The sequence below is a fragment of the Bradyrhizobium sp. ORS 375 genome (assembly GCF_000239775.1).
Lineage (GTDB): Bacteria > Pseudomonadota > Alphaproteobacteria > Rhizobiales > Xanthobacteraceae > Bradyrhizobium.
In genome coordinates this window covers 12,656-38,732 of sequence record NZ_CAFI01000439.1, presented here as the reverse complement: position 1 = coordinate 38,732, position 26,077 = coordinate 12,656, and the positions used below count along the sequence as shown (strand labels likewise).

Sequence of the window (26,077 nt, the reverse complement as noted above, 5' to 3'; positions counted from 1 at the left end):
ACTCATGCCCAGGATCACCTTCATCGAGCCCGATGGCACCGTGCGGACGGTGGATGCCGAGCGCGACGAAAGCGCCATGCAGGCGGCGAAGCGCAACAGCGTCGACGGCATCATCGGTGAATGCGGCGGGTCCTGCATCTGCGCCACCTGCCATTGCCACGTCGACGAGACCTGGCTCGATCGCGTCGGCCCGGCCGGTGAGATCGAGGCCGACGTCCTCGAATTCGAGGCCACGGACGTGCGGCCGGAGAGCCGCCTGGCGTGCCAGATCGCGATCACTGACGCGCTCGACGGACTGAAGCTGCGCGTCGTCGGCCGCAGCCGCTGATCGTCCGGAGGCAGCGCCAGCCTCCTCGTCTCCCCCACACAACCGGCTTATGACGCGCCCCGAGCTGCCCGCTCGAACAGGTCGACGCGTCGGATCGATACGACTGCGTCGATCATCGACGCCACCGGTCCATCATCCCGCATCGCATCATCCCGTGCGCGACGCCGCAGCATCGCTGCGGTCGCCTGCGCTTGAACCGCAGCTTGCGCGTCGCCGATCGCTGCCTCGGGACGACCTAAAGAAAAACCAAAGAACGCGTCCTACACTGGAGCAACTAACATCGAGCGACGACCGATAGTCCCAGGAAAGCAGATCGTACGCCCGACAGCAGCCGCACAAGGTTCGCCCGTTCAAGGGCGGCGCAGCGGCCGCAACGAAGAAGAACGAACGCGACCATAGCTCGGGAGGAGCAACGATGCCAAAGCTGCAGCGGCGGGACTATTACGATATCGCCCGCGACATGAACTGGGCCTTCTCCTATGTCGGCGAGGACGAGGTCTTCCCCGAGGAGCTCTCGAAGAGCTTTGGCATCCATGGCGAGCAATGGTGGGGGTGGGACGAGCCGTACAAGCTGACCTATCGCGAATACGTGCACAACCAGGCGGGCAAGGACGACGGCATCTACTCGATCCGCTCGACGATCGCGCGTTCCAATCTGTACGACAATCTCGACGCCGGCTGGAAGTCGGCGATCAAGGCGCATTACGGCGCGATTCCGGTTCCGGAATATTTCGCCTCGATTGGCGAGGCGCGCATGGCACGGTTCGGCCGCGCCGCCGCCTGGCGCAACATGGCGACGTTCGGGACGCTCGACGAGTGCCGCCACGGCCAGGCACAGATCTACTTCCCCTATTGCCTGCTCGGAAAGGACCCGCAGTTCGACTGGGCGCACAAGGCGATGCACACCAACGAATGGGGCGTGATCGCGGCGCGCAGCCTGTTCGACGACATGTTCACGGCCAACGACGCGGTGTCGACCGCGATCCAGCTGACCTTCACCTTCGAGACCGGCTTCACCAACCTGCAATTCCTCGGCATGGCCTCGGACGCGCTGCATGTCGGCGATATCGAGTTCGGCGCGCTGATCTCCTCGATCCAGACCGACGAGGCGCGGCATTCGCAGCAGGGCGAGCCGACGCTGAAGATCATGATCAACAACGGCAGGAAGGCCGAGGCGCAGAAGATGGTCGACCAGATGTTCTGGCGTTCGTGGAAGCTGTTCGCGCTGCTGACCGGCATCTCCATGGACTACTACACGCCGCTGGAAAGCCGGACGATGTCGTTCAAGGAGTTCATGCAGGACTGGATCTGCCGACAGTTCATGGACCAGTTCAAGGACCTCGGCATGAACGTGCCATGGTACTGGGAGGAGCACTTCCTGCCGGAGCTCGACTGGGTCCATCACGCCTACCACATGGGCGTCTGGTTCTGGCGGCCGACGGTGTGGTGGAATCCGGACGCCGGCGTGTCCGCCGCCGAGCGCGACTGGCTGGAGCAGAAATATCCCGGCTGGAACGACCGCTTCGGCAAGCTGTGGGACGTGATCGGCGACAACGTGCGCACCGGCCAGATCGAGAAGACCTATCCGGCGACCTTGCCGATCGTCTGCAACTGCTGCCACATCCCGATCTGCAGCCCGAGCATCGGCAAGGCACCGCGCATCACGACGCATAACGGCCGCAAGCTGAATTTCTGCTGCGAGGTCTGCGAGTGGGTGTGGAAGAGCCAGCCCGAGCGCTACGACACCCACCTCTCGATCGTCGACCGCTTCCTGGCCGGCCACATCCAGCCGCCAACGCTGGAAGGCGCGCTGCAATACATGGGCATCACGCCCGACGTCGCCGGCAACGACGCCCAGGCGTACGCCTGGAACGGCGCATCCCGCCTCGCGGCGGAGTGATGCCGCCGCTACCCGCTTCCAGCATGGCAAGAGGCGCCGCTCACGAGCGGCGCAGCTGACCGGCACAATCCAAGACAAGCAACCGATCAAGACAAGCAACCAAGATGGGAGGCAAGCGTGGCCCTGTTCCCGCTCCAAGCCAATTTCCGTGGCGACTTCGTTGTCCTGCTGATTCCGGTCGACGACGGCGACGACATGAGCATCGTGGCCGACAAGGTCGCACAGCACGCGGTCGGACTGCGTGTCGCCGAGAAGAGCGCGCCGAAATGCGTCTACTATAACGGCCGCGAGCTGCCCTCATCGATGACGGTCGCGCAATCCGGCATCCAGCCGATGGATTGGATCGAGGTGGCCTATGTCTGACGATGCCAGCGTGACGTGGAGGCAGGTCGCCACCTTGGACGACCTCTGGGAAGGCGACTTCCTCGGCGTGGAGGTCGACGGCGAGGAGGTGATCGTGGTGCATCTGCCAGGGGGCGAGCTGCGCTGCTTCCAGGGCATGTGCCCGCATCAGGAAATCCTGCTGGCCGACGGCAAGGTCGATTTCGAAGCCGGCACCATCACGTGCTCGGCCCATGAGTGGGAGTTCAGCATGGATGACGGCCGCGGCCTCAATCCGCGCGACTGCCGCCTCTTCCGCTACGAGGTGAAGAAGGACGGCGAAGCCATCCTCATCGGCGTGCCCCATGACGGCCGGCTGCGCCGCCTGCGCCACAAGACCGAACAGGACGCATAGGACACCGCCCATGACCACGACAGCAGCACCGAAACTGGTCGGCCCCGTCATCCGCGGCGTCGACGAGGACATCATCGACGCCGTGATCGCGGCGAGCGAGCAGGACAATCCGGACGTCGAGATCGTCGTCGAGGACCGCGGCGGCTACGTCCGCATCCAGGCCGACCGGAATTTCCGCCTGACGCAGAAGAGCATGCAGGCGGCACTGGGCCGGCCGTTCCGGCTCGCCGAGATCGAGCCGAGCCTGGTGTCGTTCGGCGGACGACTCGATTCGATGGACGACGAATGGGTCTGGACCATCCACACAGCATAAGATCCGGGAGGATACGTCATGACCGCAATGACCGCGAAGCCGGCTGCGCGCAAGCAGAAGAAGACCTGGAGCCTGTGGAGCGAGCGCCGGCTGCCGTCGGAATACGAGGCCGTCACCTACAAGTTCCACAGCCATTTCCGCCGCGCTCCGGCGCCGTTCGAGCTGTCGGAAAGCTGGCCGGTCAACCAGTTCTATCTCCGGAACCGCGAGGGCTCGAGGTTCAACCTCGATGATTGGGAGGGCTTTCGCGATCCTCTCACCTACACCTATCGCCGCTACGTTGGGGACCAGAAGGACCGCGAGGTCTATTGCGACAATCTGATCGACGAGTTCGAACGCCAGGACAGCTACCGCAAGCTGCCGGCGGCGTGGCTCGACTTCCTCGGCCAGGCCTATCTGCCGGTGCGTTTCCCCGGACATGCGATGCAGATGAGCGCGGCCTATGTCGCGCAGATGGCGCCGTCGGCCTTCGTCACCAACACCTTCTACTTTCAGATGGGTAACGAGATGCGCCGGGTGCAGCGCCAGGCCTATCTGGCCAAGGCGCTCGCGCTCGATAGCGGCCGCCCGAAGCTCGCCGACAGCGACACGGCGCGGGCGATCTGGACGCAGGCACCACACTGGCAGGGCCTGCGCGAACTGATCGAGAAGCAGCTGATCGCCTATGATTGGGGCGAGGCCTTCGTTTCCCGCAACCTGGTGCTGCGGCCGATCTTCGACCACATCTTCAATCGCGAGATCGCCGAGCTGGCGCGCGCGAACGACGATGACCTGCTGGCGCTGCTCCACGACGACTTCCGCAGCTACGACGAAGCCTATGCGGTCGAGACCACCAAGGCCCTGGTGGCCTACGCCACCGGCAAAGTGCCGGCGCATGCGAATCTGCTGCGGGAGTGGATTGCCAAGTGGCAGCCGCTCGGCGAGCGCGCCGCGCGCGGGCTCAGCGAGGCGCTGTCCGTCGCGCCCGGCGCCCACGATGCGCAGACGATCCACGCGCGCACCATGACCGCCCAGGCCAGGCTGGTTGCGGAGTGCGGCTTGTAGTTGGCAGGTGCGGTGAACGTGCTGCGAAACCGCCAAGCCCGGAAGGATGGCGTTCATGACCCGGCAACTCCGCATCGAGCCCGACGGTGTCGCAGTCGACATCGCCGACCATGACACCATCCTGCAGGCAGCACGACGTTGGGGCGTCGCGCTGGCTTACGAATGCGGCTGGGGCAGCTGTGGGGCATGCAAGGTAACGCTCGTCGACGGCCAAGTCGATCTGATGTTTCCGGGTGCGCCGGCCGTCAATCCGCGCGACGCACGGCGCAACCGCATTCTCGCCTGCCAGTCGCGCGCGATCTCCGACGTCACCATCGCGCGCGGTCCTGGTGAATGGTCCGCGCCGGGGCCGCGATGCGTCGAGCAGCAGGCAACCCTGATAGATGTCGAGGATCTCGCGCCGGAGATTCGCCAGTTCAGCTTCGAGACGTCAGAGCCGATCGCCTTCCGGCCCGGCCAATATGCGATCCTGCATCTCGGCGAGGGCCTGCGGCGCTGCTACTCGATGTGCAACCTGCCCGGCAGCAGGCTCCTGCAGTTCATCGCCAAGCGCTACGATGGCGGCAGAGGCAGCAACGCGCTCGCGGCACTGGCACCCGGCGCGCGCGTCACCATCGAGGCGCCATTCGGCGCCTGCACCCTGCGGCGCCAGCCGGGCCGCAAGGTGTTCGTGGCGGGCGGCACCGGTATCGCGCCGATCCTGGCGATGCTGCACGAGGCGGCCGCGGCGCGTCTCGACTTCGAAGCGCGCGTGGATGTCCTCTACGGCGCGCGCACGCCCACTGATCTCGCCGCCGGTGACATGCTGGCGGCGGCGGTCGCTCGGATTCCCCAGGCGCGCTATCTGCCCGTGGTCGACATCGCGCCGGCAGGCTGGCCGCATGGATCAGGCTTCGTCACCGACGCCATCACAGCGATGGTCGCTGAGCCGGCCGCGGCCGAGTTCTACGTCGCCGGACCTCCGGCCATGGTGAACGCCGTCAAGTCGCTGCTGCGCAGCGCCGGCGTTCCGATCACGCAGGTTCACTATGACAGTTTCGGCTAGGCCAAGGTTGCGCCGGATTCCCGTGGTCTGGGCGATGGCTCCCGGACTGCGCCGCCTCGCGGCGCGGCGCGGCGGCGGCCCGCGACTGGCGCCGACCTGGCCATGCCACCAGCTCGACGACGGCGCGCCCGCCAGTTTCGCCGCGCAGCTTGGCTGCTACGCGCGTACTCTGGCAGGCGTCGACGAAGTCCCCGCGCCGCTGAATGCCGCCGGCCGCGCCTTCGCACTCGACGACGCGCACGCGATGGGCCAGCCGGAGGCGTTCGTGTTCGCTCGGGTCTGGCTGGTCGTGCGCCCCGATGCATCCCTGCATCTCACCCTGCGGCCGCAATGGGCGCAGAAGGTTGCGGCCAAGGGCTGGGGCACGGTGCATCCCTTCGCGCGCTACATGGCCGGCGCCGTGCCGCCGCAGAGCCTGATCATCTACGCGCCGCGCGATGAGAGCGAGCTGGCGATTGCCATGCGCATCATCATGGCGGCGCATTGCTACGCGACCGGCCGCATCGGCGAGGTCGCACTGCCCGACAGCCGGTGGTGACCGATGACGGAGCGTCAGGCCAGGGCCCATGCAGGCGGCGCCACGCAGTTTCGCATCCGGCTCGAGCGGCCGGATGGCATTTACAGCTTCGACGGGGCGGCCGACGAGTATCTGCTTTATGCGATGATCGACGCCGGAATCGGCAGTCCCTACATCTGCGAGCAGGGTTGGTGCATCGCCTGCGCCGCGCGCCTTCTGGCGGGCGACGTCGATCGCTCCGGCGCGCTCACGGTGTATCCCGAGGACGTCGAAGCCGGCTTTGTTCTGCTGTGCTCGACCATGCCCCGTTCAGACCTCGTCCTGCGTCAGGATGAGCGTCAAACCCGCAGAGACATGATGCAGCACCGGATCGAGCACAACCGGCTTGCACGGGCCTATCCGCCCGGCGCCCGCTCCCGGTTCCGCCGCGGACGGGCTGCGGCGCGCATCGACACGCCTGATGACCACTCGTAATGACCTGGTGCACGGCCTTGGTTAAGGGCGCGCGCTCGTGACGTTCGGAAAAGTACCGGTCATAGCCATCTTGGCTTCGTCGACCGATTCGATTGGCTGCCGCCCAAGCGGTCGGCAATGCGAACCGTTATAGCTCGAATATCCTCTTCTCGGTCCGGTGCAGGCATGCCCCAGGTCCTTCGGGGCCGATAATGTAGTTATCGCAGATCACCGCGAAGATCGCTTCGGTCTCATATCCCGGATGCACGGCGAGGTTCATTCCTGAAGCAACCGCCATCGTCTCGTCGCGCCGGATCAGCGGCCGTTCCACCATGTCGTAGCCCTGGCTGTGGGCATAGAGCCTCACCTCCGGCGGCAGGCCGCGCGCGGTCATGTAGTCGTCGTGGGCCGCAGCAATCGACTGCGCCGATATCCCTGGCTTGAGCAGCGACAGCGTATGCTCCTGTGCCGCCTTCACGGCCGCAAAGCCGTCGTACAATTCGGCACTCGCCTTGCCCAGCGCCAAGGTGCGCGCGATCTCGCAAAAGAAGCCGCCGGGACCGTTGACCTCGATCAGCAGCGACAGATGATCGCCCTCTGCCAGGGTGCGGCCCTGGAAGTGCCGACCCATGAACGGCGAGCGGATGCCGATCTTGGCTGACGCGCCCAGGAAGATGCCCTGCTCACTGCCGAGCTGCTGCGCCTTCATCTGCGCGGCCGAGGTGATGTCGATGTCGCGCAGGCCGGGACGAATCACGCGGCAGACATGCGCGAACACCTCGTCCTGCAAGGCGGCGGTGCGGCGGATCAGGCCCTGCTCCTCCTCGCTCTTGATCGCTTTCAGCCCGTCGATATCCGCGGTGACGTCGATGATCTCAATATTTGCAAGTCCGTCGCGCAGAGTATCGCTGAACCCGGCTAGAAATCCGTTGGCATTGGCGAGCCCGACCCGCCGCACATTCCGCGCCAGCAGATCCCTCACAGCGAGATCAGCATCATAGCGCACCGTGTAGTCGATCGACGGAAACGATGGCGTCGTCAGGATGGTGCCGACACCGCGGTGGACCGGGTCCTCGCCCTTGAGCGAACGCCGGCCATCGAAGACCCCCATTTCAATCACGGTCATCAGGTCGTCAGCATAGAACAAGACCGTCCGCGGATAGCCGTTATTGGCGGGAATGTCGGTGAGCCATTTGACGTTTCCGCCGAGCCAATCATTGGTCGCCTGGACGATGACGACATCGATGTCATGCCGCTTCATCGCTACCCGCATCGCCGCCCAGCGCCGGGAGAGCTCCGCGTCGCTGATGCGGACCGGGATTCGTTCTTGCGTGCTCATGCGGCAGCTCCAGCTTCGCCCAATATAATCCGGTTGCGCATCCGCGCATGATCCCCGGCCACGAATGCCCTTACGTTCTCGACGATAAGCGGCAGCAGCTGCTCGTCATAGCAGTCGCTCATGCCGCCGAGATGCGGCGTGATCAGCACGTTGTCCAGCTGCCAGAGGGCGCTGCTGGCAGGCAGCGGTTCAACGTTGAAGACGTCGAGCCCTGCCCCGGCGAACGTCCGCCGCTGCAACCTTTCGATCAGCGCGGCCTCATCCACGACCGGCCCGCGCGCCAGATTGATCAGGAAGCCATGCGATGGCAGCGCGTCGAGCACCGCACCGTCGATCAGGTGCCGCGTCTCCGGCGTAGAGGCTGCAAGGACGATCAGGAAATCCGCCTCTCGCGCTGTGCGCACCAGCTCGCTGCGGGGGCGGATCGCGCCAAATCCACGCGCCTCGTTGCGCGCGTCGCTGATGCCGATCACGCGCATGCCGAATGCCTGGCAGCGCAGCGCGAGCTCCTCGCTGATCGTCCCGATACCGACCAATACGGCGGTCTTTCCGAGCAGAAGCCGCTGTGGCCAGCGCTCCCATGCCGTCCGATGCTGGTTATCGACCATCCGCGGCAATCCCCGTCCCAGCGCCAGCATGTGCATGAACGCCATTTCCGACATCTGTGGCCCGTGGATGCCGCGCGCGGAGGTGACGAGGATGTGGCGAGGCAAGCCAAGCGCCAGCAAGGGATCGACCCCGGTGGTGAAGGCCTGAATCCATTGCAGCTGCGGGGTCGCCGCGACCAGACCGGGCGTAATCGACTGCGCGAGCCCCATGAGTACCTGTGCCGAGGCTGCGTGCGCCAGCACCTCCGACGCGGACTCGCCGGCATGGATGATGACCTCCGGACAGGCCTCGGCGAGACCGGCGGCCAGACGCGGCGTGTCCTGCGTGATAACGACGATCTCGAGCGGACGATCAGCCATACAGGATCCTCGGCAGCCAGAGTGCGAGTTCAGGAAAGATCAGGAGCAGAGCGAGCAGCACGAAGGGCGCGATCAGAAACGGCAGGATGCCGCGATAGATGGCGCCGAGGCTGATGTCAGGCACCTGCGCCTGGATGACGAACAGGTTCATGCCAACCGGCGGATGGATCAGGCCGAGCTCGACCACGATCACCACGATGATCGAGAACCATACGGGATCGTAGCCATACTGCGTGACCAACGGCAGGAACACCGGGACCGTGATCAGGACCATGCCGATGCCTTCGAGAAAGCAGCCGATCACGACATAGGCGACGATGATGATGCCCATCACCGCAAGGCCGGGCAGGTGGAGCGACTGCGCGGCCGTGGCGAGCAGTTGCGGCAATTGCGTCTGGACGACGAAATTTGCGAAATAGGTCGCACCGATGATGATGGCGAACAGCAAGGCCGAGGTCGATACGGCGCCCTCCACCGCCTGAAACAGCTGGGCCGCCGACAGCCTGCGGCCGATCACGCCGAGCAGGATCGCGCCGAATGCACCAAGCGCTGCGGCTTCAGTCGGACTGAAAATGCCGCCATAGATGCCGCCGATGGTCAGCGTGAACAGCAGCACGAATTGCCATGGCTGACGCAGCGCGCCGAGACGCTCGCGCCAACTGACGGGCTTGCCAAGCGGAGCCAGCTTCGGGTTCAGCTTCGCCGCAAGCAGCGCCAGCGCGACATAGGACACGGTGAGGATGATCGCCGGAAACAGCGCGGCTGCGAACAGTTTTGGCACTGACTGTTCGGCGATGGCGCCGTAGATCACCAGGATGATTGATGGCGGGACCAGAATGCCGATCGATCCTCCCGCCGCGATCGCACCCGCGGCAAGACCATCATCATAATCTGCCTTGCGCATCTCCGGCAACGCAATACGCGACATGGTGGCCGCGGTCGCGATCGATGAACCACAGACCGCGCCAAAACAGGCGGACGCCCCGATGGCCGCGACCGCGAGGCCACCGCGCACGCCCGACAGCAGCAGGCGCGCGGCGTTGAACAGATCGGCCGACAGCCGCGTGCTCGAAGCAACGTCCCCCATCAGGATGAACAGCGGAATCACCGACAACGGGTAGGAATTCGCGACGTCGAACGGCGTCGTGCCCAGAGTGGTGAAAGCCGCGGCCCAGCCATTTATGATGGTGTTGCCGGTCAGGCCGACGATGATCAACGCCGCCCAGACCGGAATGCGAAAAAACAGCAGCGCAAACAGCGCGAGAACGCCGATCGCACCGATCCACTGGACGCTCATGCCCCCTCCCCGCCTTCGGCATGAGATATCCTGCGCGAGGTCGGCACAGGTCTCACTAAGGGTCCGAGCGCACATAGCAGCGTGCCGATCAGGCCGACGATCGCAAAAATCCAGAGCACCCAGAGCTGCAGGCCCAGTTCCAGCTTGCGATCGCCGTAATCATAGGCCTGCAGGGCGGGCGCGATCATCGCCGCGGTGACGAGGATGAGGAGCGCAACCGAGATGATGTCCGAGAGGCGCACCAGCACGCGCTCGACACGCAGGCTCACCAAGGAGTCGATGATGTCGATCACGATGTTCTTGCGGGCAAAGAAACTTGCCGACATGCCGTGAAAGACAAAGACGACGAGGCAGGCCTCGACGATGTCATAGGCCCCGCGGATCGGGCGGTTGAAGAGGAAGCGCAGGGTCACGTCGACGCATGTGCTGAGCATCATGATGACCAGTGCGATCATCGCAAGCCGGAGCTGAGTTGTCTTCAGACGTGCGGTGAAGGTCTCGAGAGGCGCGGCGGCCATGCTGATATCCTGTCGCAGGACACTGCCGGACGTCCGGCAGGTGTCAGGTGGCTTCCGCTTCAGGCCGTGTAGGCGTCGAGAAACGCCTTGCCCGGTTTGCCTGCCTTTTCGAGCTCGGCAAGGGCCTTGTCGCGCAGCGGGGCAAGAATCTCCTTCACGCGAGACAGCTCAGCATCGGCGAGTTGCGAAATCTGCACGCCCTTGCCGGTCATGTAGGCACGGCCCGCCTTCTCGCTGGCGTCGAACGCGGCGCCGAAGCGTTCGGCCATTGCCGGCCCCGTGGTCTTGTCGATCAGCTGTTGCAGATCGGCCGGCAACGACTTGAACTTATTTGGGTTCATGGCCACCGCGAAGGTCGCTGTGCTGACGCCCGGCTCCAGCGAGTACTTGATCACGGCGCCCAGATCGAAGCTCTGGCACGCTTCATATGGAAATGTGGCGGCATCGATGATGCCCTTGGAGAGGCTGTCTGCCGTCTCCGCCGGCGGCACCGCGAGCGGCGTTGCACCGAGCAGCGGAATGATCTGCGCGAACTGTTCGCCTGCATAGCGAACCCGCAGGCCCTTGAAATCTTCAAGCTTGGCAACTGGACGCTTGCTGGTGTGGACCATGAGCGGATTGGTCACCGCCATCCACAACACCTTCATGCCCGGATGTTCTGGATAGAGATAGGTCGGCGCCAATTCTGTGAGCCTGCGTGACGTCACGGCGCTGTTGTTGCCCGCCTTTGGCGCCGAATAGGGCAGCGCCACCAGATCCGCCATTGGGAAACGGCCGGGCGTAGCGCCATGGAGACCGACCGCCATGTCCACGACACCGTTGCGCACCAGATCGAACTGGCGGTTGACCGGCCCCAGCTGTGACGCCGGGAAGATATTGAGCGTGAGCTGCCCTTGTGACTGCTCGGCGAGGCTCTCGCCCCATTTTGTCAGCTCGCGGTGGAAGGTGTGGTTGGGCGGCAGATAGTGCGAGACCTTCAGCGCGATGGGCTCTGCCCTTGCGGACCGTGAGCCGACCATCCCAATCGCAGCCCCCGAGATGGCTCCAAGCAGAGCCGAACGACGTGTGATCATGGCGTTTCCCTCCTGGCCTCCTGCGCCCGGAGCTTGTTCGCCCCAGTGCTGCAGCGCGGATGTCTCGATCGGACACCTTCTGTTGCTGTATTGTTATCCGGTTCAGATGTACCGTATCACGGTTGCCACTGCAAGAGCCAGTTCCGACCGCTCAGCGCGACACAATGCCTTCCACCCTCCGCCGGAAGCCGAGCAGCTTTTCGGCAAAGGCGTCGCGGTTTTCGAGAAAGCGCTGGGTCGGCACGGGAATCGATACGGCGACGGGTCGGCCAAAATGATCGATGACGGCCGTGCCGATCGCGCTGATGCCGGCACCGTGCTCTTCGAGATCATAGGCGAGATGGGTGCGGCGGATGTCGTTGAGCTCATCGATCAGGCGCCTGCGGTTCGCCAGCGGAAAGTCGGGATGTTCGGCGAGACTCTTTTCGATCAGTTCCTCGCTTTCTTCAGGCGAAAAGCAGGACAGCACCGCCTTGCCGTTCGCAGTGCAATGCAGCGGGAAGCGCTCGCCGACGGCCGACAGCGCCGTGAGCCGACGCCGGCCCGGCACCTGGTCGACAAACACCACCGAGCCGCCCGATAGAACTGACAGGTCGACGGTTTCGCCGACCTCCTCGCCCAAGGCGAGAAGGTGCGGACGGATTATCTCGCTGGAATTCGCGCCAATGGAAGCCGCGATCCGCAACAGACCCATGCCGATCCTGACCTGTCCAGGCCCGCTGGACGTGACGAAGTCCTCGGCCATCAACGCCGCCACGATCCGTTGCACGGTCGAACGAGCAAGCCCGACCGACTTCGCGATCTGGCCAAGGCTCAAACCGTTCGGATGGCTCTCCAGCGTGCGCAGAATGCTGCCAGCTCGCGCCAGCACTTGAATGCCATTGCCACCACGGTCGTCAGACGGTGGCGGCGCGGAGGCTCTCGTTTTCAACGCCCGCGCTGCGGCTTTCGACATCAGTCTCCTGTCCTCCATTGGATCGATCATGAGATCGGAATCTCATTGCTAACACTTTAGCGCAGCGGGCGATGCCCGACGACGCCGGGGGCGCGGATCACACCGATGCACCTGACCGAGCGACGTAGCCGCCTCGCGTGACTTGTTGTCCATTCCGAATTTCGATTGACGTTTTTCATGATATGGTACATCTGTATCGCAACGTGAGGCAAGCACGATCGCTTGTCTCCAGGAAAAACGGTTTCAGAAGGGAAGGACGCGCATGTCCATCAAGATTCGGGGCATCGATTTTCAGAGCAATACCGACAACGCCATGGGCCTGAGGTTCACCAACCTCTCCCATCGCTGGGGCTTCCAGTGCCCGAACTGGCCCTATTTCGAAGACGTCAAGATCGAGCGCATCCACTACATGGCAAAGTCTGGTGTGCTGTCGCAGCGCATCACGACCTCAATGCATTCAACGACGCATATCGATGCGCCGGCCCATGTGGTGCAGGGCACGCCTTTCATCGACGAAGTGCCGCTGCCGCATTTCTTCGGTTCGGGCCTCGTGGTCTCGCTGCCGAAGAAGAAGTGGGAATCCATCACCGCAGATGATTTGGAAAAGGCCTGTGGCCATGCCATCCGCCCCCACGACGTTCTGATCATCAATACCGGTTGGCACAAGGTCTATGAGGACGGCGACTATTTCGCCTATTGCCCGGGGTTGGTCCCGTCAGCGGCGGATTGGATGGTCGACAAGCAGGTGAAGGTCGTCGGTCACGATACCCAGGCCAATGATCACCCGCTCGCCACCGCAATCGGCCAGCATCGCAATGGCCCGCTGCTGCCGCATCTGAGGGAGGAATATCGTGTCTGGTCGGGAGGTCGCGACTGGACCGAGGACTTCCCGGAATGGGAGCCGGTGCACAACAAGCTGTTCAAGCATGGCATCCTTGGCATCGAGAATGTCGGCGGCGATCTCGACGATGTCACCGGCAAGCGATGCACATTCGCGTTTTTCCCATGGAATTGGGATCGTGGCGACGGCTGCATCATCCGCCTGGTCGCCATCACCGATCCGAACCAGGCTTACCGCATCGAGAAGGGCGAGGCGTTCTGATGCGTGTGAAACGCTTCCATGAAGCCAAGCCCTATGACGCGCCCAACCACCGCGGCGTGGTTGGCTTGCGGCTGCAGGGCTTCGAGCCGGGCGGCCCGACCAACCAATGGGTTGGCCTCTCGCAATTCCTGCCGGGCGGCGGCGCCGGTCCGGACTCGACGCCGTTCGAGAAGGTCTATGTCGTCCTTGCCGGCGAGATGACGATCATGGTCGACGGAAAGGAAACCGTGCTCGGACCTTATGACAGCTGCACCATCGCGCCGAACGAGATTCGCGAGATCGTCAATCGTCGCAATGATGTCTGCACCATGCTGGTCGTCATACCCTATCCGCCGGGTGTGACATCATGAGCGAGAGCGCAAATTTCCTGAAAAATCCCCTGTCTCTGTTCGATATCAGCGGCAAGGTCGCGATCGTAACCGGCGCCTCAGGTGCGTTTGGCGCGCTGGCCGTGCAGGTGCTGGCTGGTGCCGGCGCCAAGGTAGCGGCCGTTGCCGGCAATCTCGAAGCGCTGGAGCAGACGGCCGCCAACGCCAAGGCGCTCGGAGCCGAGACGCTGAGCATCCAGGCGCGCCCAACTGATGAGAAGGTCTGCGACGATATCGTTGCAAAGACCGTCGCGGCGTTCGGCGGCGTCGACATCCTCGTCGTCGCCTCCGGCAAGAACGACGTGTCGAAGATCGTCGACATGGCGGCGGAGCGTTTCCTCGATGTAATGGACGCCAATGTGACGCAGTCCTGGCTGATGGCCAAGGCAGTCGGCAAGCAGATGCTGGCGCAGGGTCGTGGCGGCAAGATCGTGCTGATGTCATCTGCGCGGGGCAAGCTCGGCCATCCCGCCGGCTATTCGGCCTATTGCGCCTCGAAATCGGCGATCGACGGCATCACCCGTGCGCTGGGCTGCGAATGGGGCGACAGCGGTATCACCGTCAATGCGATCGCGCCGACGGTCTTCCGCTCGCCGCTGACGGCCTGGATGTTCGAGGACACCGAGCGAGCGCGCGAGGTCCGCAAGGGTTTCCTCGCCCGCGTCCCCAAGGGGCGACTGGGCGAGCCGCAGGATCTCGCAGGTCCCCTGCTCTTCCTGGTCTCGAAGGCGTCGGATTTCTACACCGGCCATATCCTCGACGCCGACGGCGGCTATACGGCGGGATGATCCCGCCGCCTAGCTCCTAACATCTGGAGAAAGGCATGTTGCAGCGGATTGGCGTCATCGGTGGCGGCACGATGGGGCGCGGGATCGCGGCTTGTTTTGCGCTGCACGGTTTTTCGGTGAATCTGGTCGAACCGTCAGCCGCACAGCGCGCAACCATCAGGTCCGAGGTCGCGGACGGATTTCGCCTTCTGGTGGATGAGAATTTTGTCGATGCGGACACGGCTGTAGCCGCCTCCGATCGTATCGCTCTGTTCGAAGCACTGGCGCCGGCGGTGCAAGACCGCGACTTCATCGTGGAGGCCGCGCCCGAGAAGATGGAGCTGAAGCAGGCGCTGTTAGCAGAGATCGACGCTCTGGCGCCAGCTGACGCCATCTTCGCCACCAATACGTCGAGCCTGCCGCTTGCGCCGATGGTCGCGGCCTTACCGGAGGCGCGACAGGTCCGCACCCTGGTGACGCATTGGTATAACCCGCCGCTGCTGATGCCGCTCGTCGAGATCTCCGCGTTCGGCAACATGCCTTCCGATCTGCTCGAAGAGGTCGTAACCCTGCATCGGCAGATCGGCAAGCGCGTCGCCAAGGTGGCGAAGGACGTCCCCGGCCTGATCGCCAATCGAATTCAGCAGGCGATCGCACGCGAGGTATTCTCGCTGATCGAGCAGGGCGTCGCCGATGCCGCCGACATCGACACCGCGCTGAAATTCGGTCCGGCCTTTCGCTATGCCACGACCGGCCAGCTCGAAGTCGCAGATTTCGGCGGCCTCGATATCTGGCTCACGGTCGGCGACAATCTGCTCGCCGTCATGGATGGTTCAAAACAGGCCAGCCCCCTGCTCCGCCGCAAGGTGGCCGAAGGCAAGCTCGGCGTGAAGAGCGGCGAAGGTTTCTATCGATACGACCCGTCATCAACCTCAACGGTGCGCCGCGCATTTCTCGGCCGGCTGATCACTCAACTGAAGGCATCACGCACCTATCCCTGACGATTGCAGAACGCGCAACAGACGCGGGCCGCCCGTAACAAGAGGACCGACAGCCATGGCCGATACCATCATCACCGTCGCACCTACCGGCGCCTGGCCCACCAAGGAGCATAATCCCGCGGTTCCGCTGACCCCGCGCGAAATCGCCGAGGACGTCTATGAATGCTGGCAGGCCGGCGCAGCCATCGCGCATTTGCATATGCGCGACGACGCCGGCAAGGGCACGATGGACAAGGGCCGCTTCATCGAGACCGTCGGGCGCATCCGCCAACGCTGCGACATCGTGCTGAACCTCACCACGTCCGGCGACCTGAACGCGACAGACGAGACCCGTATGGCGCATCTGATCGAGCTCAAACCCGAGCTCGCTTCTTTCGACGCAGGCTCGATGAATTGGATGCATTCGACGCTTTTCATCAATCATCCGGCCTTCCTCGAGAGGCTTGCTGGCGTCATGAACGAGAACGGCGTCAGGCCGGAGATCGAGGTGTTCGATCCGGGCATGCTCTACAATGCGATCCACTACATGAAGAAAAACGTATTGCGAGGCCCCGGCTATTTTCAGTTCGTACTGGGCGCAGCCGGAGGTATCGCCGCTACGGTGGAGAACCTCGTGTTCCTCAAGAGCCTCTTGCCGCCTCATGCGCAATGGTCGGCGTTCGGCATCGGCGCTGGCCATCTGCCAATCTTGTTCGCGACCCTTTCTCTAGGGGGGCATATCAGGGTCGGCATGGAGGACAACGTCCTCTACGCCAAGGGCCGGCTTGCCAAGAACAATGCTGAATTCGTTGCCCGTGCCGCACGCCTCGTTCGCGAGGCAAACGGGAGCGTTGCAACCGCGTCCAGCGCGCGGGAGATTCTCAACCTTCCGGGGCGACCATCTCACGCCGCGTAACAGCGGCATCTCCGCACTTTGAGACGAATACAATAAGCAAGATCGACGATAACGGCATCGGGAGGAAACGGTGGAATTCGAGGACTGCAATCAGCTGCTTGATCCTGGCTATCTTCCGTTCGAGTCGGGGTACAAGGACCTCGCCGGCGGCAAGAAGCTGGTCGCCGCCTTGACCCGGATGCCGGGCTGCCGTGCCAAGATGGTCCATTGGTGGTTCGGCTGGCTCGGCGGCATTGAACAATACAAGCTCTGGCATCCGCGCGATCATGTCGCCAGCGCCTGGCTCAATCGCGTCGACGGCAACTACATCGGCGCGTCCCACGTAGTCAGCGAATACCTCGCAGGTCCCACAGGCCCCGTCTATGATCTGACCATCGACTTCCATCATCCGCATGAGATCTTCGACGCTGCGCGCTATGACGCCTCCGGCGCGGTCGCGGTGTGCGCGCGGATCGGCGATCAGGACGCGCCCGTCCATGTCGGCCGGATGTGCCACTTCGTACGCGACACCGATTACGGCTGCGAGATGCGCTCGCGGTTCTGGCTCGGCATTCTCGCCGATAAGAAGACACGCGAGCCGGTGCCTGAGCACATCGCGGTCGAAGGGCGCAAGCGTCAGCTCAATGACGATTTTACCCGTCGCCTGCACCAGCATGCCACCGAGGAGATGGGCTATCTCGCCGAGATCCTGCCGGTGCTGTACCGGCGCCATACCGGCGACAACGCGTTCTGACGCAGCTGCGGAACGCTCCGCCCCGACGGAGCGACCATCCATAAAAACGAGGCGAAACGGCCTCACCCATCATGGAGGAAAACATGGCAACTCGCACGTCGCGGGCGGCGTCATCAGCGCCGCTTCCTGTCCTGAAGCGACTTCTTCCCGTCGCTCTGCTCACGATCGCAGTCGCCTGGACATCAACATCGGCCAAGGCAGCAGACGAGATCGTCATCGGCGCGTCGATCCCGCTGAGCGGACCGCTCGCTGGTTTCGGCAGCTTCCAGAAATGGGGCTACAGCCGGGCAGTCGACGAGGTCAACAAGGCCGGCGGCATCACCATCGACGGCAGGAAGATGCCGGTCCGGCTCGTACTGCGTGACGACAAGACCGATCCCAATGTCACAGCGGCCAATACGGAGAGCCTGCTGTCGCGCGATCAGGCGCGAGCCCTGCTCGGCTCCTGCACGCCTGCATTGGTCAATGCCGGCGCGCTGGTCGCCGAACGCAAGAAGATCCCGCTGGTCACCGGCTGCAATCCGCTCGAAGCGTTCAAGTCGGTTCGCAAGTGGAATTACGCCTGGGATCTGTTCTTCCACGAGCCCGAGCTCGCCGCGATTCCGTTCAAGGTGCTGGACGATCTCAAGCTCGAGACCAACAAGAAGGTCGCGATCTTCCACGACAACGGCCCGGACGGCCAAGTCGTCGGCGGCACGCTGTGGCCGCAGATGGCCAAGGCCGCCGGCTACGAGGTCGTGCAGAACGCATCATTCCCAGTCGACAACACCCAGTTCACCTCGCTCGTTGCGGAGGCGAAAGCAAAGGGCGCCGAGGTCGTGCTGGTCGATGCCATCACGCCGCAGGCGGTCTCGATCCGCAAGCAGATTGCCTCGGCAGGCTATGCGCCGAAGCTCCTCGTCATCGAAAAGGGCGCCGAGCCGGTGCAGTTCGCCGAAGCGCTTGGCAAGCTCGCCGACGGCGTGCTGGTCGGCGGCTACTGGGATCCAAGCTTCCCCTATCCCGGTGCCAAGGATCTCGCGACCACGTTCGAAAGCGAGACCAAGCTCACCTTCAGCCAGCACATCGCCGACAGTTATGCGGCGGCACAGATCCTGCTCGACGCGATCGCGTCAGCCGGCTCGCTCGATCCCGAAAAGATCAATGCCGCGGTAGCCAAGACCGACAAGACCTATGTGGTCGGGCCCATCAAGTTCGACGAAAGCCATAACGCCAAGCTGCCGCTGGCGATGCTGCAATGGCAGGGCGGCAAGACGAGCATCGTCTGGCCGGCGGACCGCGCTACTGGAAAGATCCTGTTCCCGGTGCCCTGACCGCAGAACCAAGGCCGGCGCCGGTCGCGCCGGCCTTCACAGATCTCATGCGGAACGAACGCGAATGCCCGGTCTCGATGTGATCGTCAATGCACTGATCTCTGGCCTGCTGCTCGGCGGCATGCTGGCGCTGACGGCGCTCGGCCTCTCGATCATCCTCGGCGTCATGCGTCTGGTGAACCTCGCACATGGCGAATTCCTGGTGGCGGGTGCCTATGCCGGTCTCTTTCTGCTGCAACGAACCGGCATCGATCCGCTTGTTGGACTCCTGCTGATCGGCCTCATTCTCGCGCTGATCGGGTATCCGATCTATCGCTTCCTGCTGGCGCCGCTCGCCGGCAAGGGATCCGAAGCAGCGATGATGACCATGTTCGGTCTCTCGATCATCCTGCAGAACCTGTTCGTACTGCTGTTCAGCGCCGACACCCGCGCGATCGAGCGGGACTACGCCACCATTCCCCTGATGCTCGGCCCAATCAGTGTACCGCAGATCTACGTGATCGGCTTTGCCATCTCGGTCGCGCTGATCATGGCCGTACACGTGTTGATTGCACGTAGCCGGTTCGGCAGCGAGTTGCGCGCCAGTGCCGACCAGCCGCTGGCGGCTGCCATTATCGGAGTCAATGTGAGCCGGGTCCATGCCCTGACCTTCTGTCTCGGCACCGCCTGTGCCGGGATCGGCGGTACGCTGATTGGTGTGGCGCTATCGTTCACGCCGACCAGCGGCGCCACCTATCTGTTGACGGATTTCGCGGTGATCGTGCTCGGCGGGCTCGGCAACGTGCTGGGGACCCTGGTCGGCGGCATCGTGCTCGGGGTACTGCAGAGCGTCGGCGGGCTCACCCTCGGGGACGGCTATCGCGACCTCGTCGGCCTCGTGCTGTTCCTGGCGATGCTGCAGCTCAGGCCGCAGGGCTTCCTCGGGAGCCGCGCATGAGCGTGCTGACAACGTCCGTCCCCGAACGCAGCCTGTTGCTGCATCATCCGTTCGTCCGCGTTGCACTTTCCGGCATCTCCTTCGCGGCGCTGTTGGCGGCGCCTTCGTTTCTTCCGGCCTATTTCGTCGAGATCGGATTCAAGCTGCTGCTCTATATCGTGCTGGCGGAAGCGTGGAATCTGCTCGCCGGCTATTGCGGGCTGGTCTCGCTGGGCAGCTCCTCCTTCTTCGGTCTCGGTGCCTATGTGACGGTCGGGCTGCTCAATCACACCGGCAGCGGCATCGGCTTGGCGCTGGCTGCCTCGGCGCTTGTGGCCATGACGCTGGCGCTTGCGATGTCGCGCGGCCTGTTTCGGCTGCGCGGGCTCTATTTCACCGTAGGGACCCTGGCGCTCGCCGAAGCGCTGCGGCTGCTCGTCGTCAACGTGCCCTGGTTCGGCGGCGCCACCGGCCTGTTCGTCAGCGCCGACTTGCCCGACGTCACAGAGCTGTTCCGGGACGCCGCTCTGCTGCTGGTCGTCGCCTCGCTGGTCATGACCTTGGCTACGGGCTCGCGGTTCTCAGTGTTGCTGCGAGCGGTGCGCGACGACGAGGACGCCGCAAGCCAGGTCGGCGTGCGCGCGTTCCGGGTGAAGCTTGCGGCTTTCATGGTCGCCAGCGCATTGATCGCGATCGCGGGCGGCCTCCAGGCGATCAAGCTCGGCGCCATCGAGCCCTATGGCAGCTTCGGCCTGCAATGGTCGGTCGATCCACTCGCGATCGTGATCATCGGCGGCCTCGGTATGCGCTTCGGCGCCATCGTTGGTGCGATCTTCTTCGTCGCGATCGGCGAGCTGCTCGCCGATTATCCCGAGCTTCATGTCGCGATCACCGGGATCATTCTCATCATCCTGATTCGTTGTGCCCCGCGGGGACTTTGCGGCTTGCTCGAAACCGCGCTTCGGCGCACCGGCCCCACCAAGGTTGCGAGCTCATGAACGCCGCGGACCCGCCTCCCCTGCTCGACGCCGTCGGCCTCGGCAAGCGCTATGGCGGCCTTGTCGCAATCGAAAGCCTCGATATCCGCCTCGACAAGGGCCGCGTGCTCGGCGTCATCGGGCCGAACGGCGCCGGCAAGTCGACCCTGATAGGACTGCTCGGCGGCGCCATTTCCGCAAGCGCAGGACAAATCCATTTCGACGGCCACGACATCACCAGCCTGCCCGCTTCCGAGCGGGCGCGCAGCGGCATTGGCCGGACCTATCAGATTCCCCGCCCCTTCCTCGACATGACCGTTGAAGAAAATCTGGCCGTCGCGCAGTTCTCGCTGTCTCCCTTCGTCGCCTCCGGCACCGCCGCCGCCGAACGGCGCGAGATCCTCGATCGCTGCGGCCTCGGCGATGCTGCCCCCGTCACGGCACGCGATCTGCCGCTGCTGCGGCGCAAGCGCCTCGAAGTCGCCCGCGCCCTTGCGCTCAAGCCCAAACTGTTGCTGCTCGACGAGGTCGGTGCCGGTCTCATTGACAGCGAAGTCAGCGAATTGATCGCCCTGATCCAGTCGCTGAAGGACGCGGAACGCTCGATCATCATCATCGAACATGTGATCCGGATCGTGAAGGAGTGCTGCGATGACCTCATGGTCATCAACTTCGGCAAGGTGCTCGCCAGGGGGCCGACGACCGACGTGCTGGGGAGCGACGAGGTCGCTGCAATCTATCTCGGCACGAGCCATGGCGCCGCGGCCAGGACCTCCACCGCAGTTGCGCCGCGCGCCGATGTCGCTTCGTCGATGGCAAGCACCGAGCCGCTGCTTGCACTTGACGGCGTGTCCGCGGGCTACGGCCAAGCCCGCGTGCTCCACGACCTCAGCCTGTCGGTCATGCAGGGTCAGGTCGTCGGGCTTCTCGGCAGCAACGGTGCTGGCAAGACCACTGTCGCCCATGTCATCAGCCGCGCATTGCCGATCACCGCCGGCCGGATCCGATTTGACGGCGAGGACATCACGCGTTTGCCGGCGCATGCGGTGGCGACACGCGGCCTCGCCCATTGCATGGAGGGACGGCGCATCTTCGGCTCGCTGTCGGTCGAGGAAAATCTGCTGGTCGCTGCACGCCGCGCAGATGCGGCAGAACGGAAGACACGCCTGGAGCGCGTCTACGCCCTGTTTCCGGTGCTCGCCGATCGCCGCAACGCGCCGGGCACCTCGATGTCCGGAGGCCAGCAGCAGGCGTTGGCGATCGGTCGCGCCCTGATGGCCAAGCCGCGGCTCGTCATCTTCGACGAGATCAGCCTGGGTCTCGCGCCGGTCATGATGGATCGCCTATACGCGGCGCTCGCCGAGCTCAAGCGCGAGGGCTTCACCATGCTTGTGGTGGAGCAGGACATCGAGCGCGCGCTCGACCTGGCCGACGTCGCGCATATCATCAACAAGGGACGGATTACCCTATCCGGACCGCCGGCCGTCCTGCGTGCGGACGAGCGGCTGCGTCATCTTTATTTCGGGACTGAAGAGTGAGCGGCCGACGGCCGCAAGGGAGATCGACATGAAGAAGATTGCGGTCGAGGAAGCCTTCGTCACCGCCGAGATCGCCGCGGAATGGAAGAAGGTGCTGGCGCGCTCCGACGTCGAGCCGGGCTTCGCCAAGATGGGCGAAAGCATCCTGGCCGACACGCCCGGCAACGCGCTGCTGCACGGACGCCTGATCGATATCGGCACGGGCCGGATCGCCCATATGGACAAGGTCGGTGTCGACATGCAGGTGCTCTCCTTGACGTCCCCCGGCGTCCAGGTGTTCGCGCCGGATCTCGCGGTACGGCTCGCCGCCGACGCCAACGATGCGCTGGCTGAAGCCGTGCGCGCTACGCCGACAAGGCTGGCCGGACTGGGCGCCATTGCGCCGCAGGATCCGGTTGCTGCTGCACGCGAGATCGAACGGATCAAGGCGCTCGGCCTGCGCGGCCTGATCGTCAATTCCCATACGTTCGGCGAATATCTTGATGCGTCCCGCTACGCCCCGATCTTCGAGGCCATGGAGGCGACCGGCCTGCCGATGTACTTGCACCCGCGGGAACCTGGACCCGGAATGGTCCAGCCGTTCCTCGACTACGGCCTGTATTTCGCCGGCTGGGGCTTTGCGGCGGAGACCGGACTGCACGCCATGCGACTGATCATGTCCGGCACCTTTGCCCGCTATCCGAAGCTCAAGATCATTCTTGGACATATGGGCGAAGGCATCCCGTTCTGGCTGCAGCGCATCGACAACCGCTATCTGCTGCAGGTGAAAATCGGCGCCGTCGAAAAGCTGCCCCGACTTCCGAGCGAATATTTCCTGGACAACTTCGTGATCACCACGGCCGGCGTCACCTCGATGCCCGCACTCCGCCTCTCGATCGACGTGCTCGGCGCTGAACGCATCCTGTTCGCCGCCGATTTCCCTTACGAGGATGACGCCGAAGCCGTTCGCTTCCTCGAGGGAGCTGCGCTCACGCAGCGCGAGCGCGAACTGATTGCACACCAAAACGCCGAGCGCCTGTTTGCGCTGTCCTGAACGGATCGGCCACGCACCTCGGCTGGCCGCCAACCCACGAGACATGTCGCGCGATGCGGCGTCTTCAGCGGAGGGCCTATGCGGTGCCATAGACTGGACCTGAACCTGCTGCTGGTGCTGGACCTGCTGCTCAAGATGAGGAACGTCAGCCGGGTTGCCGAGACGCTCAACCTGACACAGTCGACGATCAGCAGCGCGCTGGCCCGATTACGCAGTCACTTCGATGACGACCTCTTGATTCAATCCGGCCGCGAGATGCTGGCGACGCCGTTCGCCGCTCAGATTGCGGAATCGGTTGATCAGTTCGTCGCGCGCGCACGCACGATCGCGCTGGCCCGCACCGAGTTCACGCCGGAAACCGCAGAGCACGATTTTTCCGTGGTCGCACTGGATTACGTGGCAGGCCTCCTCCTATCCAATCTCATCAGGCGGGTCGCCCATGTGGCCCCTGGCATTTCGATTTCCCAGCTGCCGCTCCCGGAGTCGCGCGAGCGCGCCTCCGTCGCCCAATTCGACGTTTTCATCGGCTCCAACGTTCCCTTCGATACCGCCGTCAATACCAGCGTGCTCTGGGAGGAGCGGTTCGTTCCTGTCGTCTGGGCCGGCAATACGGCAGCGTCGGCCGCTGTCTCGCTGAACGCGATTGCGACCTTCACCCACGTTTCCGTTGCGCTCGACGAGCGATTGAACGTCCGGATCGTCGATCAGTTCTTTCAGACCATGGGGATCAGCCGCACCAAGACGATCCGTCTACAGAGCCTCCTCCTGGTGCCCGAGTTCATCGTCGGGACGCCCTATATGGCGATTCTGCCCTTGCGGCTGGTCCTGTCTCGCGCGCGGCGCCTGCCGCTTCGTATTCTGCGGACTGAATTCGAGCTCCCGACCATCACCGAAAGGCTGCAATGGCCGGTGCATCTCGACAAGGATCCCGCCAACAAGTGGCTGCGTGACATGATCCAGGCGTCGGCGGCCGAGGTGGAGGCACGATGGTCCGTTTCGGAACCTGCCGGCCTCCTCCTGTCCTGAGCAGCGCTGCGCGACCATCGCAGCGCCGCTTCGAGACCTGGCATATGGCAATCAGCTAGAACTTGACGGTGATACCGCTATAGACGGTCTTTTCCGTACAGGAATTCGTGCTTTGGCCAGTCGCGGCGATGGTGCACACCCCAGGCGCCGCGTTGTGATCGAGGCCGAACTTGTTCTGCCAATACCGGTAGGCAACCCAGACGTCCACCAGATGCGAGTATTTGGGACCCATCGCCGCCTTGCTGGCGTCGAACGTCAGCCGGATGGGCTCGCTGTTGAACTCGACCGCGCTTGCGGTGCTGAACCGTCCCGTGCCTGAGAGAGCTGGCAAGCCGTTCGAATCCCCTTTGGTCCCATACCATCCGGCACGGCCACTGATCGAGAAGAATTGCAGTGAAGGAGGCAGGAAGCCGAGGTCCATGTAGTAGTTGGCCTCGACTGCCCATGTGGGCCGATAGCGGATGTTTCCGGTGGCGTTACAGCTAGCGCCCGCAATCTGCCCGCCAGCGAAAGCGGTTCCGCACTGAGTGAATGCGTTGTGGTTGGAGAACTCCCAGGACACCAGGGGCGCTACGTTGAAGTAGCCCTTGTATGGCAGGTCAAACGCAAATTGGAGGCCGGCGACGGCCTGTCGCTTGGCCGGAGCAAGAAAGATGTTGGCCGTCTCCGCGTCCGCGCCGATTTCGAAGGAAACGTTGTGCAACGGCCCGGCGCTGAATGCATTGGTGTTGAAGATCTGATTCCATCCGAAGGTGCTTCGAAACAGGCCATAGAACTCGGTCGCCCCCGCACAATATCCTGCTGTGAAGTTGATCGTGACGCCCGCGTTGATACAGGGTGACGCCGGATCATTGTGACCCGACTTGAGCATCATGATGTTGACGAAGTTGGTACCGTAGGCCCACGCGTCGAAGTGCGTGAACGCATAGACCTGCTTGGCGGTCGTGCTGTTGACGGTCCCATTTGGGCCGGCACTGAACTGACCGGGTGTCGTCCCGCTCGGCATCCACGAGACGGTCGCTCGATTGTCGACCACCAAGAAGAACGGCTGATCCGCCGGCGGCCTCGCCTTGACGGCCAGGTCCGCGGCATTGGCAACGGCGCTCAGCTGAACGATGATGACAGAAGCAAGCAAGTGACAACGATATGCCATGTATCCCCCCTTTGTTGTTGGCGGCTGCGATCCTCTTCGGAACCTTGGCCGACCGGGCTCTCTCAATAACTTGGCGCAAACATCGCAATCTTGGAGAGCAGACGATTCCTAAACAAACAGAATCGATCGATATCAGCTATTGTCGTTCTTGATAGTATCGCTTCGGGGTGTTCCAGCGCGTGTTCGATCGCAGCAGGCGATCGCCTGCGGCGACGCCGCATTCATGACATTCGTTGTCAACGACTTTCGGTTGTGAGCCGAACGAAAGATCGTCGATGGGATTCGGCCTAGATCAGGTTTGCCACAGCACTGAGCGCCACGATCTCGTCCTGCTCACCGGTCCCTCCGCTGGCGCCGATCGCACCGATGATCTTGCCGCCTTCGACAATCGGGACACCGCCAGGCACTGCAACGAGTCCCGGCGCAAGCGTCGTGATATAGACCCGCCCGGCCTCCACAAGATCGAAAAACACCTTTGTCGGCCGTCGAAATCGAGCCGCCGTGCGTGCCTTCTCGATCGCGATCGTCCATGACTGAAGGTGCGTACCGTCCATTCGCTCAAGGTAGACGAGGTCGCCGTTTGGGTCGGTGATTGCAATCGAGAATGTCCAGCCGCGTCGTGTCGCCTCGCTGAATGCCGCTGCTGCCAACTCCTTGGCGTGCGAAAGTGTGATCGGGGCGCCGTAGGCCAGCTGGTGCGTCTGTCCGGACATCAACAAAGATCTGCCTTGTTCTGATTTCGCGAGCGGGAGCGCGCTTGGCACATTCG

General features: G+C 63.7%; 29 protein-coding genes. 21 read left to right on the top strand and 8 right to left on the bottom strand.

Annotated elements, in window-relative coordinates:
- The first annotated feature begins 4 nt into the window (after nucleotides 1–4).
- From BRAO375_RS29030 to BRAO375_RS28990, 9 genes are all read left to right on the top strand, one after another.
- On the top strand, nucleotides 5–328 hold the full coding sequence (locus tag BRAO375_RS29030) for a 2Fe-2S iron-sulfur cluster-binding protein (protein ID WP_009030999.1): 324 nt from the start codon (nucleotides 5–7) through the stop codon (nucleotides 326–328).
- Between the two features lie 415 nt (nucleotides 329–743).
- Nucleotides 744–2,228, top strand: a complete 1,485-nt coding sequence (locus tag BRAO375_RS29025) for an aromatic/alkene/methane monooxygenase hydroxylase/oxygenase subunit alpha (RefSeq protein ID WP_009030998.1) — start codon at nucleotides 744–746, stop codon at nucleotides 2,226–2,228.
- 117 nt (nucleotides 2,229–2,345) lie between these two features.
- Nucleotides 2,346–2,591: a toluene-4-monooxygenase system B family protein gene (locus BRAO375_RS29020; protein WP_009030997.1), complete on the top strand. Its 246-nt coding sequence runs from the start codon at nucleotides 2,346–2,348 to the stop codon at nucleotides 2,589–2,591.
- Nucleotides 2,584–2,964, top strand: coding sequence for a monooxygenase system ferredoxin subunit (locus BRAO375_RS29015; RefSeq protein WP_035642870.1), 381 nt, complete (start codon nucleotides 2,584–2,586; stop codon nucleotides 2,962–2,964). The genes BRAO375_RS29020 and BRAO375_RS29015 overlap by 8 nt, the downstream gene beginning before the upstream one ends.
- A 10-nt stretch (nucleotides 2,965–2,974) precedes the next feature.
- Nucleotides 2,975–3,277, top strand: coding sequence for an MmoB/DmpM family protein (locus BRAO375_RS29010; RefSeq protein WP_009030995.1), 303 nt, complete (start codon nucleotides 2,975–2,977; stop codon nucleotides 3,275–3,277).
- Between the two features lie 18 nt (nucleotides 3,278–3,295).
- A complete protein-coding gene (locus tag BRAO375_RS29005; RefSeq protein WP_009030994.1) occupies nucleotides 3,296–4,321 on the top strand; it encodes a ferritin family protein in 1,026 nt (341 codons plus the stop codon).
- Between the two features lie 55 nt (nucleotides 4,322–4,376).
- Nucleotides 4,377–5,366 (top strand): 2Fe-2S iron-sulfur cluster-binding protein, encoded by a 990-nt coding sequence (locus BRAO375_RS29000; RefSeq protein ID WP_009030993.1) that lies wholly within the window; start codon nucleotides 4,377–4,379, stop codon nucleotides 5,364–5,366.
- Nucleotides 5,367–5,400: 34 nt separating this feature from the next.
- On the top strand, nucleotides 5,401–5,904 hold the full coding sequence (locus BRAO375_RS28995) for a luciferase domain-containing protein (protein ID WP_009030992.1): 504 nt from the start codon (nucleotides 5,401–5,403) through the stop codon (nucleotides 5,902–5,904).
- 3 nt (nucleotides 5,905–5,907) lie between these two features.
- Nucleotides 5,908–6,357 (top strand): 2Fe-2S iron-sulfur cluster binding domain-containing protein, encoded by a 450-nt coding sequence (locus tag BRAO375_RS28990; protein WP_009030991.1) that lies wholly within the window; start codon nucleotides 5,908–5,910, stop codon nucleotides 6,355–6,357.
- A gap of 127 nt (nucleotides 6,358–6,484) precedes the next feature.
- On the opposite strand, the gene BRAO375_RS28985 is transcribed toward BRAO375_RS28990, so the two are convergent.
- The 6 genes from BRAO375_RS28985 to BRAO375_RS28960 form a co-directional block, all read right to left on the bottom strand.
- Complete coding sequence (locus BRAO375_RS28985; RefSeq protein WP_009030990.1) at nucleotides 6,485–7,675, bottom strand: M24 family metallopeptidase; 1,191 nt, start codon at nucleotides 7,673–7,675, stop codon at nucleotides 6,485–6,487.
- Nucleotides 7,672–8,643 (bottom strand): D-2-hydroxyacid dehydrogenase, encoded by a 972-nt coding sequence (locus tag BRAO375_RS28980; RefSeq protein ID WP_009030989.1) that lies wholly within the window; start codon nucleotides 8,641–8,643, stop codon nucleotides 7,672–7,674. The genes BRAO375_RS28985 and BRAO375_RS28980 overlap by 4 nt, the downstream gene beginning before the upstream one ends.
- Nucleotides 8,636–9,940: a TRAP transporter large permease gene (locus BRAO375_RS28975; protein ID WP_035642865.1), complete on the bottom strand. Its 1,305-nt coding sequence runs from the start codon at nucleotides 9,938–9,940 to the stop codon at nucleotides 8,636–8,638. The genes BRAO375_RS28980 and BRAO375_RS28975 overlap by 8 nt, the downstream gene beginning before the upstream one ends.
- On the bottom strand, nucleotides 9,937–10,458 hold the full coding sequence (locus BRAO375_RS28970; RefSeq protein ID WP_009030987.1) for a TRAP transporter small permease: 522 nt from the start codon (nucleotides 10,456–10,458) through the stop codon (nucleotides 9,937–9,939). The genes BRAO375_RS28975 and BRAO375_RS28970 overlap by 4 nt, the downstream gene beginning before the upstream one ends.
- A 59-nt stretch (nucleotides 10,459–10,517) precedes the next feature.
- Nucleotides 10,518–11,477 carry a TRAP transporter substrate-binding protein gene (locus BRAO375_RS28965; protein ID WP_035642862.1) on the bottom strand — a complete coding sequence of 320 codons (960 nt, stop codon included), beginning with the start codon at nucleotides 11,475–11,477 and terminating at the stop codon, nucleotides 10,518–10,520.
- A 205-nt stretch (nucleotides 11,478–11,682) separates the two neighbouring features.
- The gene (locus BRAO375_RS28960; RefSeq protein WP_083842567.1) at nucleotides 11,683–12,516 is read right to left on the bottom strand and encodes an IclR family transcriptional regulator; all 834 of its coding nucleotides are present in this window, start codon (nucleotides 12,514–12,516) and stop codon (nucleotides 11,683–11,685) included.
- Between the two features lie 232 nt (nucleotides 12,517–12,748).
- On the opposite strand from BRAO375_RS28960, the gene BRAO375_RS28955 reads away from it, so the two are divergent.
- The 12 genes from BRAO375_RS28955 to BRAO375_RS28900 all read left to right on the top strand — a co-directional run bounded on the left by BRAO375_RS28955 (nucleotide 12,749) and on the right by BRAO375_RS28900 (nucleotide 24,155).
- The gene (locus BRAO375_RS28955; protein WP_009030984.1) at nucleotides 12,749–13,588 is read left to right on the top strand and encodes a cyclase family protein; all 840 of its coding nucleotides are present in this window, start codon (nucleotides 12,749–12,751) and stop codon (nucleotides 13,586–13,588) included.
- Nucleotides 13,588–13,938, top strand: a complete 351-nt coding sequence (locus BRAO375_RS28950; protein ID WP_009030983.1) for a cupin domain-containing protein — start codon at nucleotides 13,588–13,590, stop codon at nucleotides 13,936–13,938. The genes BRAO375_RS28955 and BRAO375_RS28950 overlap by 1 nt, the downstream gene beginning before the upstream one ends.
- Entirely contained in the window at nucleotides 13,935–14,744 is an 810-nt protein-coding gene (locus tag BRAO375_RS28945; protein WP_009030982.1) for an SDR family NAD(P)-dependent oxidoreductase, read from the top strand. Before BRAO375_RS28950 ends, BRAO375_RS28945 begins: the two co-directional genes overlap by 4 nt.
- A 35-nt stretch (nucleotides 14,745–14,779) precedes the next feature.
- Entirely contained in the window at nucleotides 14,780–15,724 is a 945-nt protein-coding gene (locus tag BRAO375_RS28940; RefSeq protein WP_009030981.1) for a 3-hydroxyacyl-CoA dehydrogenase family protein, read from the top strand.
- A 55-nt stretch (nucleotides 15,725–15,779) separates the two neighbouring features.
- Nucleotides 15,780–16,619 (top strand): beta-keto acid cleavage family enzyme, encoded by an 840-nt coding sequence (locus tag BRAO375_RS28935; protein WP_009030980.1) that lies wholly within the window; start codon nucleotides 15,780–15,782, stop codon nucleotides 16,617–16,619.
- Between the two features lie 70 nt (nucleotides 16,620–16,689).
- Nucleotides 16,690–17,352, top strand: a complete 663-nt coding sequence (locus tag BRAO375_RS28930) for a DAPG hydrolase family protein (RefSeq protein ID WP_009030979.1) — start codon at nucleotides 16,690–16,692, stop codon at nucleotides 17,350–17,352.
- Between the two features lie 83 nt (nucleotides 17,353–17,435).
- Nucleotides 17,436–18,665 carry an amino acid ABC transporter substrate-binding protein gene (locus BRAO375_RS28925; protein ID WP_009030978.1) on the top strand — a complete coding sequence of 410 codons (1,230 nt, stop codon included), beginning with the start codon at nucleotides 17,436–17,438 and terminating at the stop codon, nucleotides 18,663–18,665.
- 64 nt (nucleotides 18,666–18,729) lie between these two features.
- A complete protein-coding gene (locus BRAO375_RS28920; RefSeq protein ID WP_009030977.1) occupies nucleotides 18,730–19,602 on the top strand; it encodes a branched-chain amino acid ABC transporter permease in 873 nt (290 codons plus the stop codon).
- Entirely contained in the window at nucleotides 19,599–20,579 is a 981-nt protein-coding gene (locus BRAO375_RS28915; protein WP_009030976.1) for a branched-chain amino acid ABC transporter permease, read from the top strand. Before BRAO375_RS28920 ends, BRAO375_RS28915 begins: the two co-directional genes overlap by 4 nt.
- Nucleotides 20,576–22,096: an ATP-binding cassette domain-containing protein gene (locus BRAO375_RS28910; protein WP_009030975.1), complete on the top strand. Its 1,521-nt coding sequence runs from the start codon at nucleotides 20,576–20,578 to the stop codon at nucleotides 22,094–22,096. The genes BRAO375_RS28915 and BRAO375_RS28910 overlap by 4 nt, the downstream gene beginning before the upstream one ends.
- Before the next feature lie 28 nt (nucleotides 22,097–22,124).
- Nucleotides 22,125–23,129, top strand: coding sequence for an amidohydrolase family protein (locus BRAO375_RS28905; RefSeq protein ID WP_009030974.1), 1,005 nt, complete (start codon nucleotides 22,125–22,127; stop codon nucleotides 23,127–23,129).
- Nucleotides 23,130–23,207: 78 nt separating this feature from the next.
- Complete coding sequence (locus BRAO375_RS28900; RefSeq protein ID WP_009030973.1) at nucleotides 23,208–24,155, top strand: LysR family transcriptional regulator; 948 nt, start codon at nucleotides 23,208–23,210, stop codon at nucleotides 24,153–24,155.
- A 55-nt stretch (nucleotides 24,156–24,210) separates the two neighbouring features.
- Here the strand turns inward: BRAO375_RS28900 and BRAO375_RS28895 are convergent, their stop codons facing one another.
- Both BRAO375_RS28895 and BRAO375_RS28890 read right to left on the bottom strand, forming a co-directional pair.
- The gene (locus BRAO375_RS28895; RefSeq protein ID WP_009030972.1) at nucleotides 24,211–25,308 is read right to left on the bottom strand and encodes a hypothetical protein; all 1,098 of its coding nucleotides are present in this window, start codon (nucleotides 25,306–25,308) and stop codon (nucleotides 24,211–24,213) included.
- Nucleotides 25,309–25,595: 287 nt separating this feature from the next.
- On the bottom strand, nucleotides 25,596–26,021 hold the full coding sequence (locus BRAO375_RS28890) for a GlcG/HbpS family heme-binding protein (RefSeq protein WP_009030971.1): 426 nt from the start codon (nucleotides 26,019–26,021) through the stop codon (nucleotides 25,596–25,598).
- Between the last annotated feature and the right edge of the window lie 56 nt (nucleotides 26,022–26,077).

Bases quoted from the DNA above. Each gene is read 5' to 3' on its own strand.
- BRAO375_RS29030 (WP_009030999.1), top strand. From the start codon at position 5: ATGCCCAGGATCACCTTCATCGAGCCCGATGGCACCGTGCGGACGGTG.
- BRAO375_RS28955 (WP_009030984.1), top strand. From the start codon at position 12,749: ATGTCCATCAAGATTCGGGGCATCGATTTTCAGAGCAATACCGACAAC.
- BRAO375_RS28950 (WP_009030983.1), top strand. From the start codon at position 13,588: ATGCGTGTGAAACGCTTCCATGAAGCCAAGCCCTATGACGCGCCCAAC.
- BRAO375_RS28920 (WP_009030977.1), top strand. From the start codon at position 18,730: ATGCCCGGTCTCGATGTGATCGTCAATGCACTGATCTCTGGCCTGCTG.
- BRAO375_RS28925 (WP_009030978.1), top strand. From the start codon at position 17,436: ATGGCAACTCGCACGTCGCGGGCGGCGTCATCAGCGCCGCTTCCTGTC.
- BRAO375_RS29000 (WP_009030993.1), top strand. From the start codon at position 4,377: ATGACCCGGCAACTCCGCATCGAGCCCGACGGTGTCGCAGTCGACATC.
- BRAO375_RS28895 (WP_009030972.1), bottom strand. From the start codon at position 25,308: ATGGCATATCGTTGTCACTTGCTTGCTTCTGTCATCATCGTTCAGCTG.
- BRAO375_RS28975 (WP_035642865.1), bottom strand. From the start codon at position 9,940: ATGAGCGTCCAGTGGATCGGTGCGATCGGCGTTCTCGCGCTGTTTGCG.
- BRAO375_RS28890 (WP_009030971.1), bottom strand. From the start codon at position 26,021: ATGTCCGGACAGACGCACCAGCTGGCCTACGGCGCCCCGATCACACTT.
- BRAO375_RS28915 (WP_009030976.1), top strand. From the start codon at position 19,599: ATGAGCGTGCTGACAACGTCCGTCCCCGAACGCAGCCTGTTGCTGCAT.
- BRAO375_RS28905 (WP_009030974.1), top strand. From the start codon at position 22,125: ATGAAGAAGATTGCGGTCGAGGAAGCCTTCGTCACCGCCGAGATCGCC.
- BRAO375_RS28965 (WP_035642862.1), bottom strand. From the start codon at position 11,477: ATGGTCGGCTCACGGTCCGCAAGGGCAGAGCCCATCGCGCTGAAGGTC.
- BRAO375_RS28985 (WP_009030990.1), bottom strand. From the start codon at position 7,675: ATGAGCACGCAAGAACGAATCCCGGTCCGCATCAGCGACGCGGAGCTC.
- BRAO375_RS28900 (WP_009030973.1), top strand. From the start codon at position 23,208: ATGCGGTGCCATAGACTGGACCTGAACCTGCTGCTGGTGCTGGACCTG.
- BRAO375_RS28980 (WP_009030989.1), bottom strand. From the start codon at position 8,643: ATGGCTGATCGTCCGCTCGAGATCGTCGTTATCACGCAGGACACGCCG.
- BRAO375_RS29005 (WP_009030994.1), top strand. From the start codon at position 3,296: ATGACCGCAATGACCGCGAAGCCGGCTGCGCGCAAGCAGAAGAAGACC.
- BRAO375_RS28970 (WP_009030987.1), bottom strand. From the start codon at position 10,458: ATGGCCGCCGCGCCTCTCGAGACCTTCACCGCACGTCTGAAGACAACT.
- BRAO375_RS28935 (WP_009030980.1), top strand. From the start codon at position 15,780: ATGGCCGATACCATCATCACCGTCGCACCTACCGGCGCCTGGCCCACC.
- BRAO375_RS29015 (WP_035642870.1), top strand. From the start codon at position 2,584: ATGTCTGACGATGCCAGCGTGACGTGGAGGCAGGTCGCCACCTTGGAC.
- BRAO375_RS28940 (WP_009030981.1), top strand. From the start codon at position 14,780: ATGTTGCAGCGGATTGGCGTCATCGGTGGCGGCACGATGGGGCGCGGG.
- BRAO375_RS29010 (WP_009030995.1), top strand. From the start codon at position 2,975: ATGACCACGACAGCAGCACCGAAACTGGTCGGCCCCGTCATCCGCGGC.
- BRAO375_RS28990 (WP_009030991.1), top strand. From the start codon at position 5,908: ATGACGGAGCGTCAGGCCAGGGCCCATGCAGGCGGCGCCACGCAGTTT.
- BRAO375_RS28910 (WP_009030975.1), top strand. From the start codon at position 20,576: ATGAACGCCGCGGACCCGCCTCCCCTGCTCGACGCCGTCGGCCTCGGC.
- BRAO375_RS29025 (WP_009030998.1), top strand. From the start codon at position 744: ATGCCAAAGCTGCAGCGGCGGGACTATTACGATATCGCCCGCGACATG.
- BRAO375_RS28995 (WP_009030992.1), top strand. From the start codon at position 5,401: ATGGCTCCCGGACTGCGCCGCCTCGCGGCGCGGCGCGGCGGCGGCCCG.
- BRAO375_RS28960 (WP_083842567.1), bottom strand. From the start codon at position 12,516: ATGATCGATCCAATGGAGGACAGGAGACTGATGTCGAAAGCCGCAGCG.
- BRAO375_RS28945 (WP_009030982.1), top strand. From the start codon at position 13,935: ATGAGCGAGAGCGCAAATTTCCTGAAAAATCCCCTGTCTCTGTTCGAT.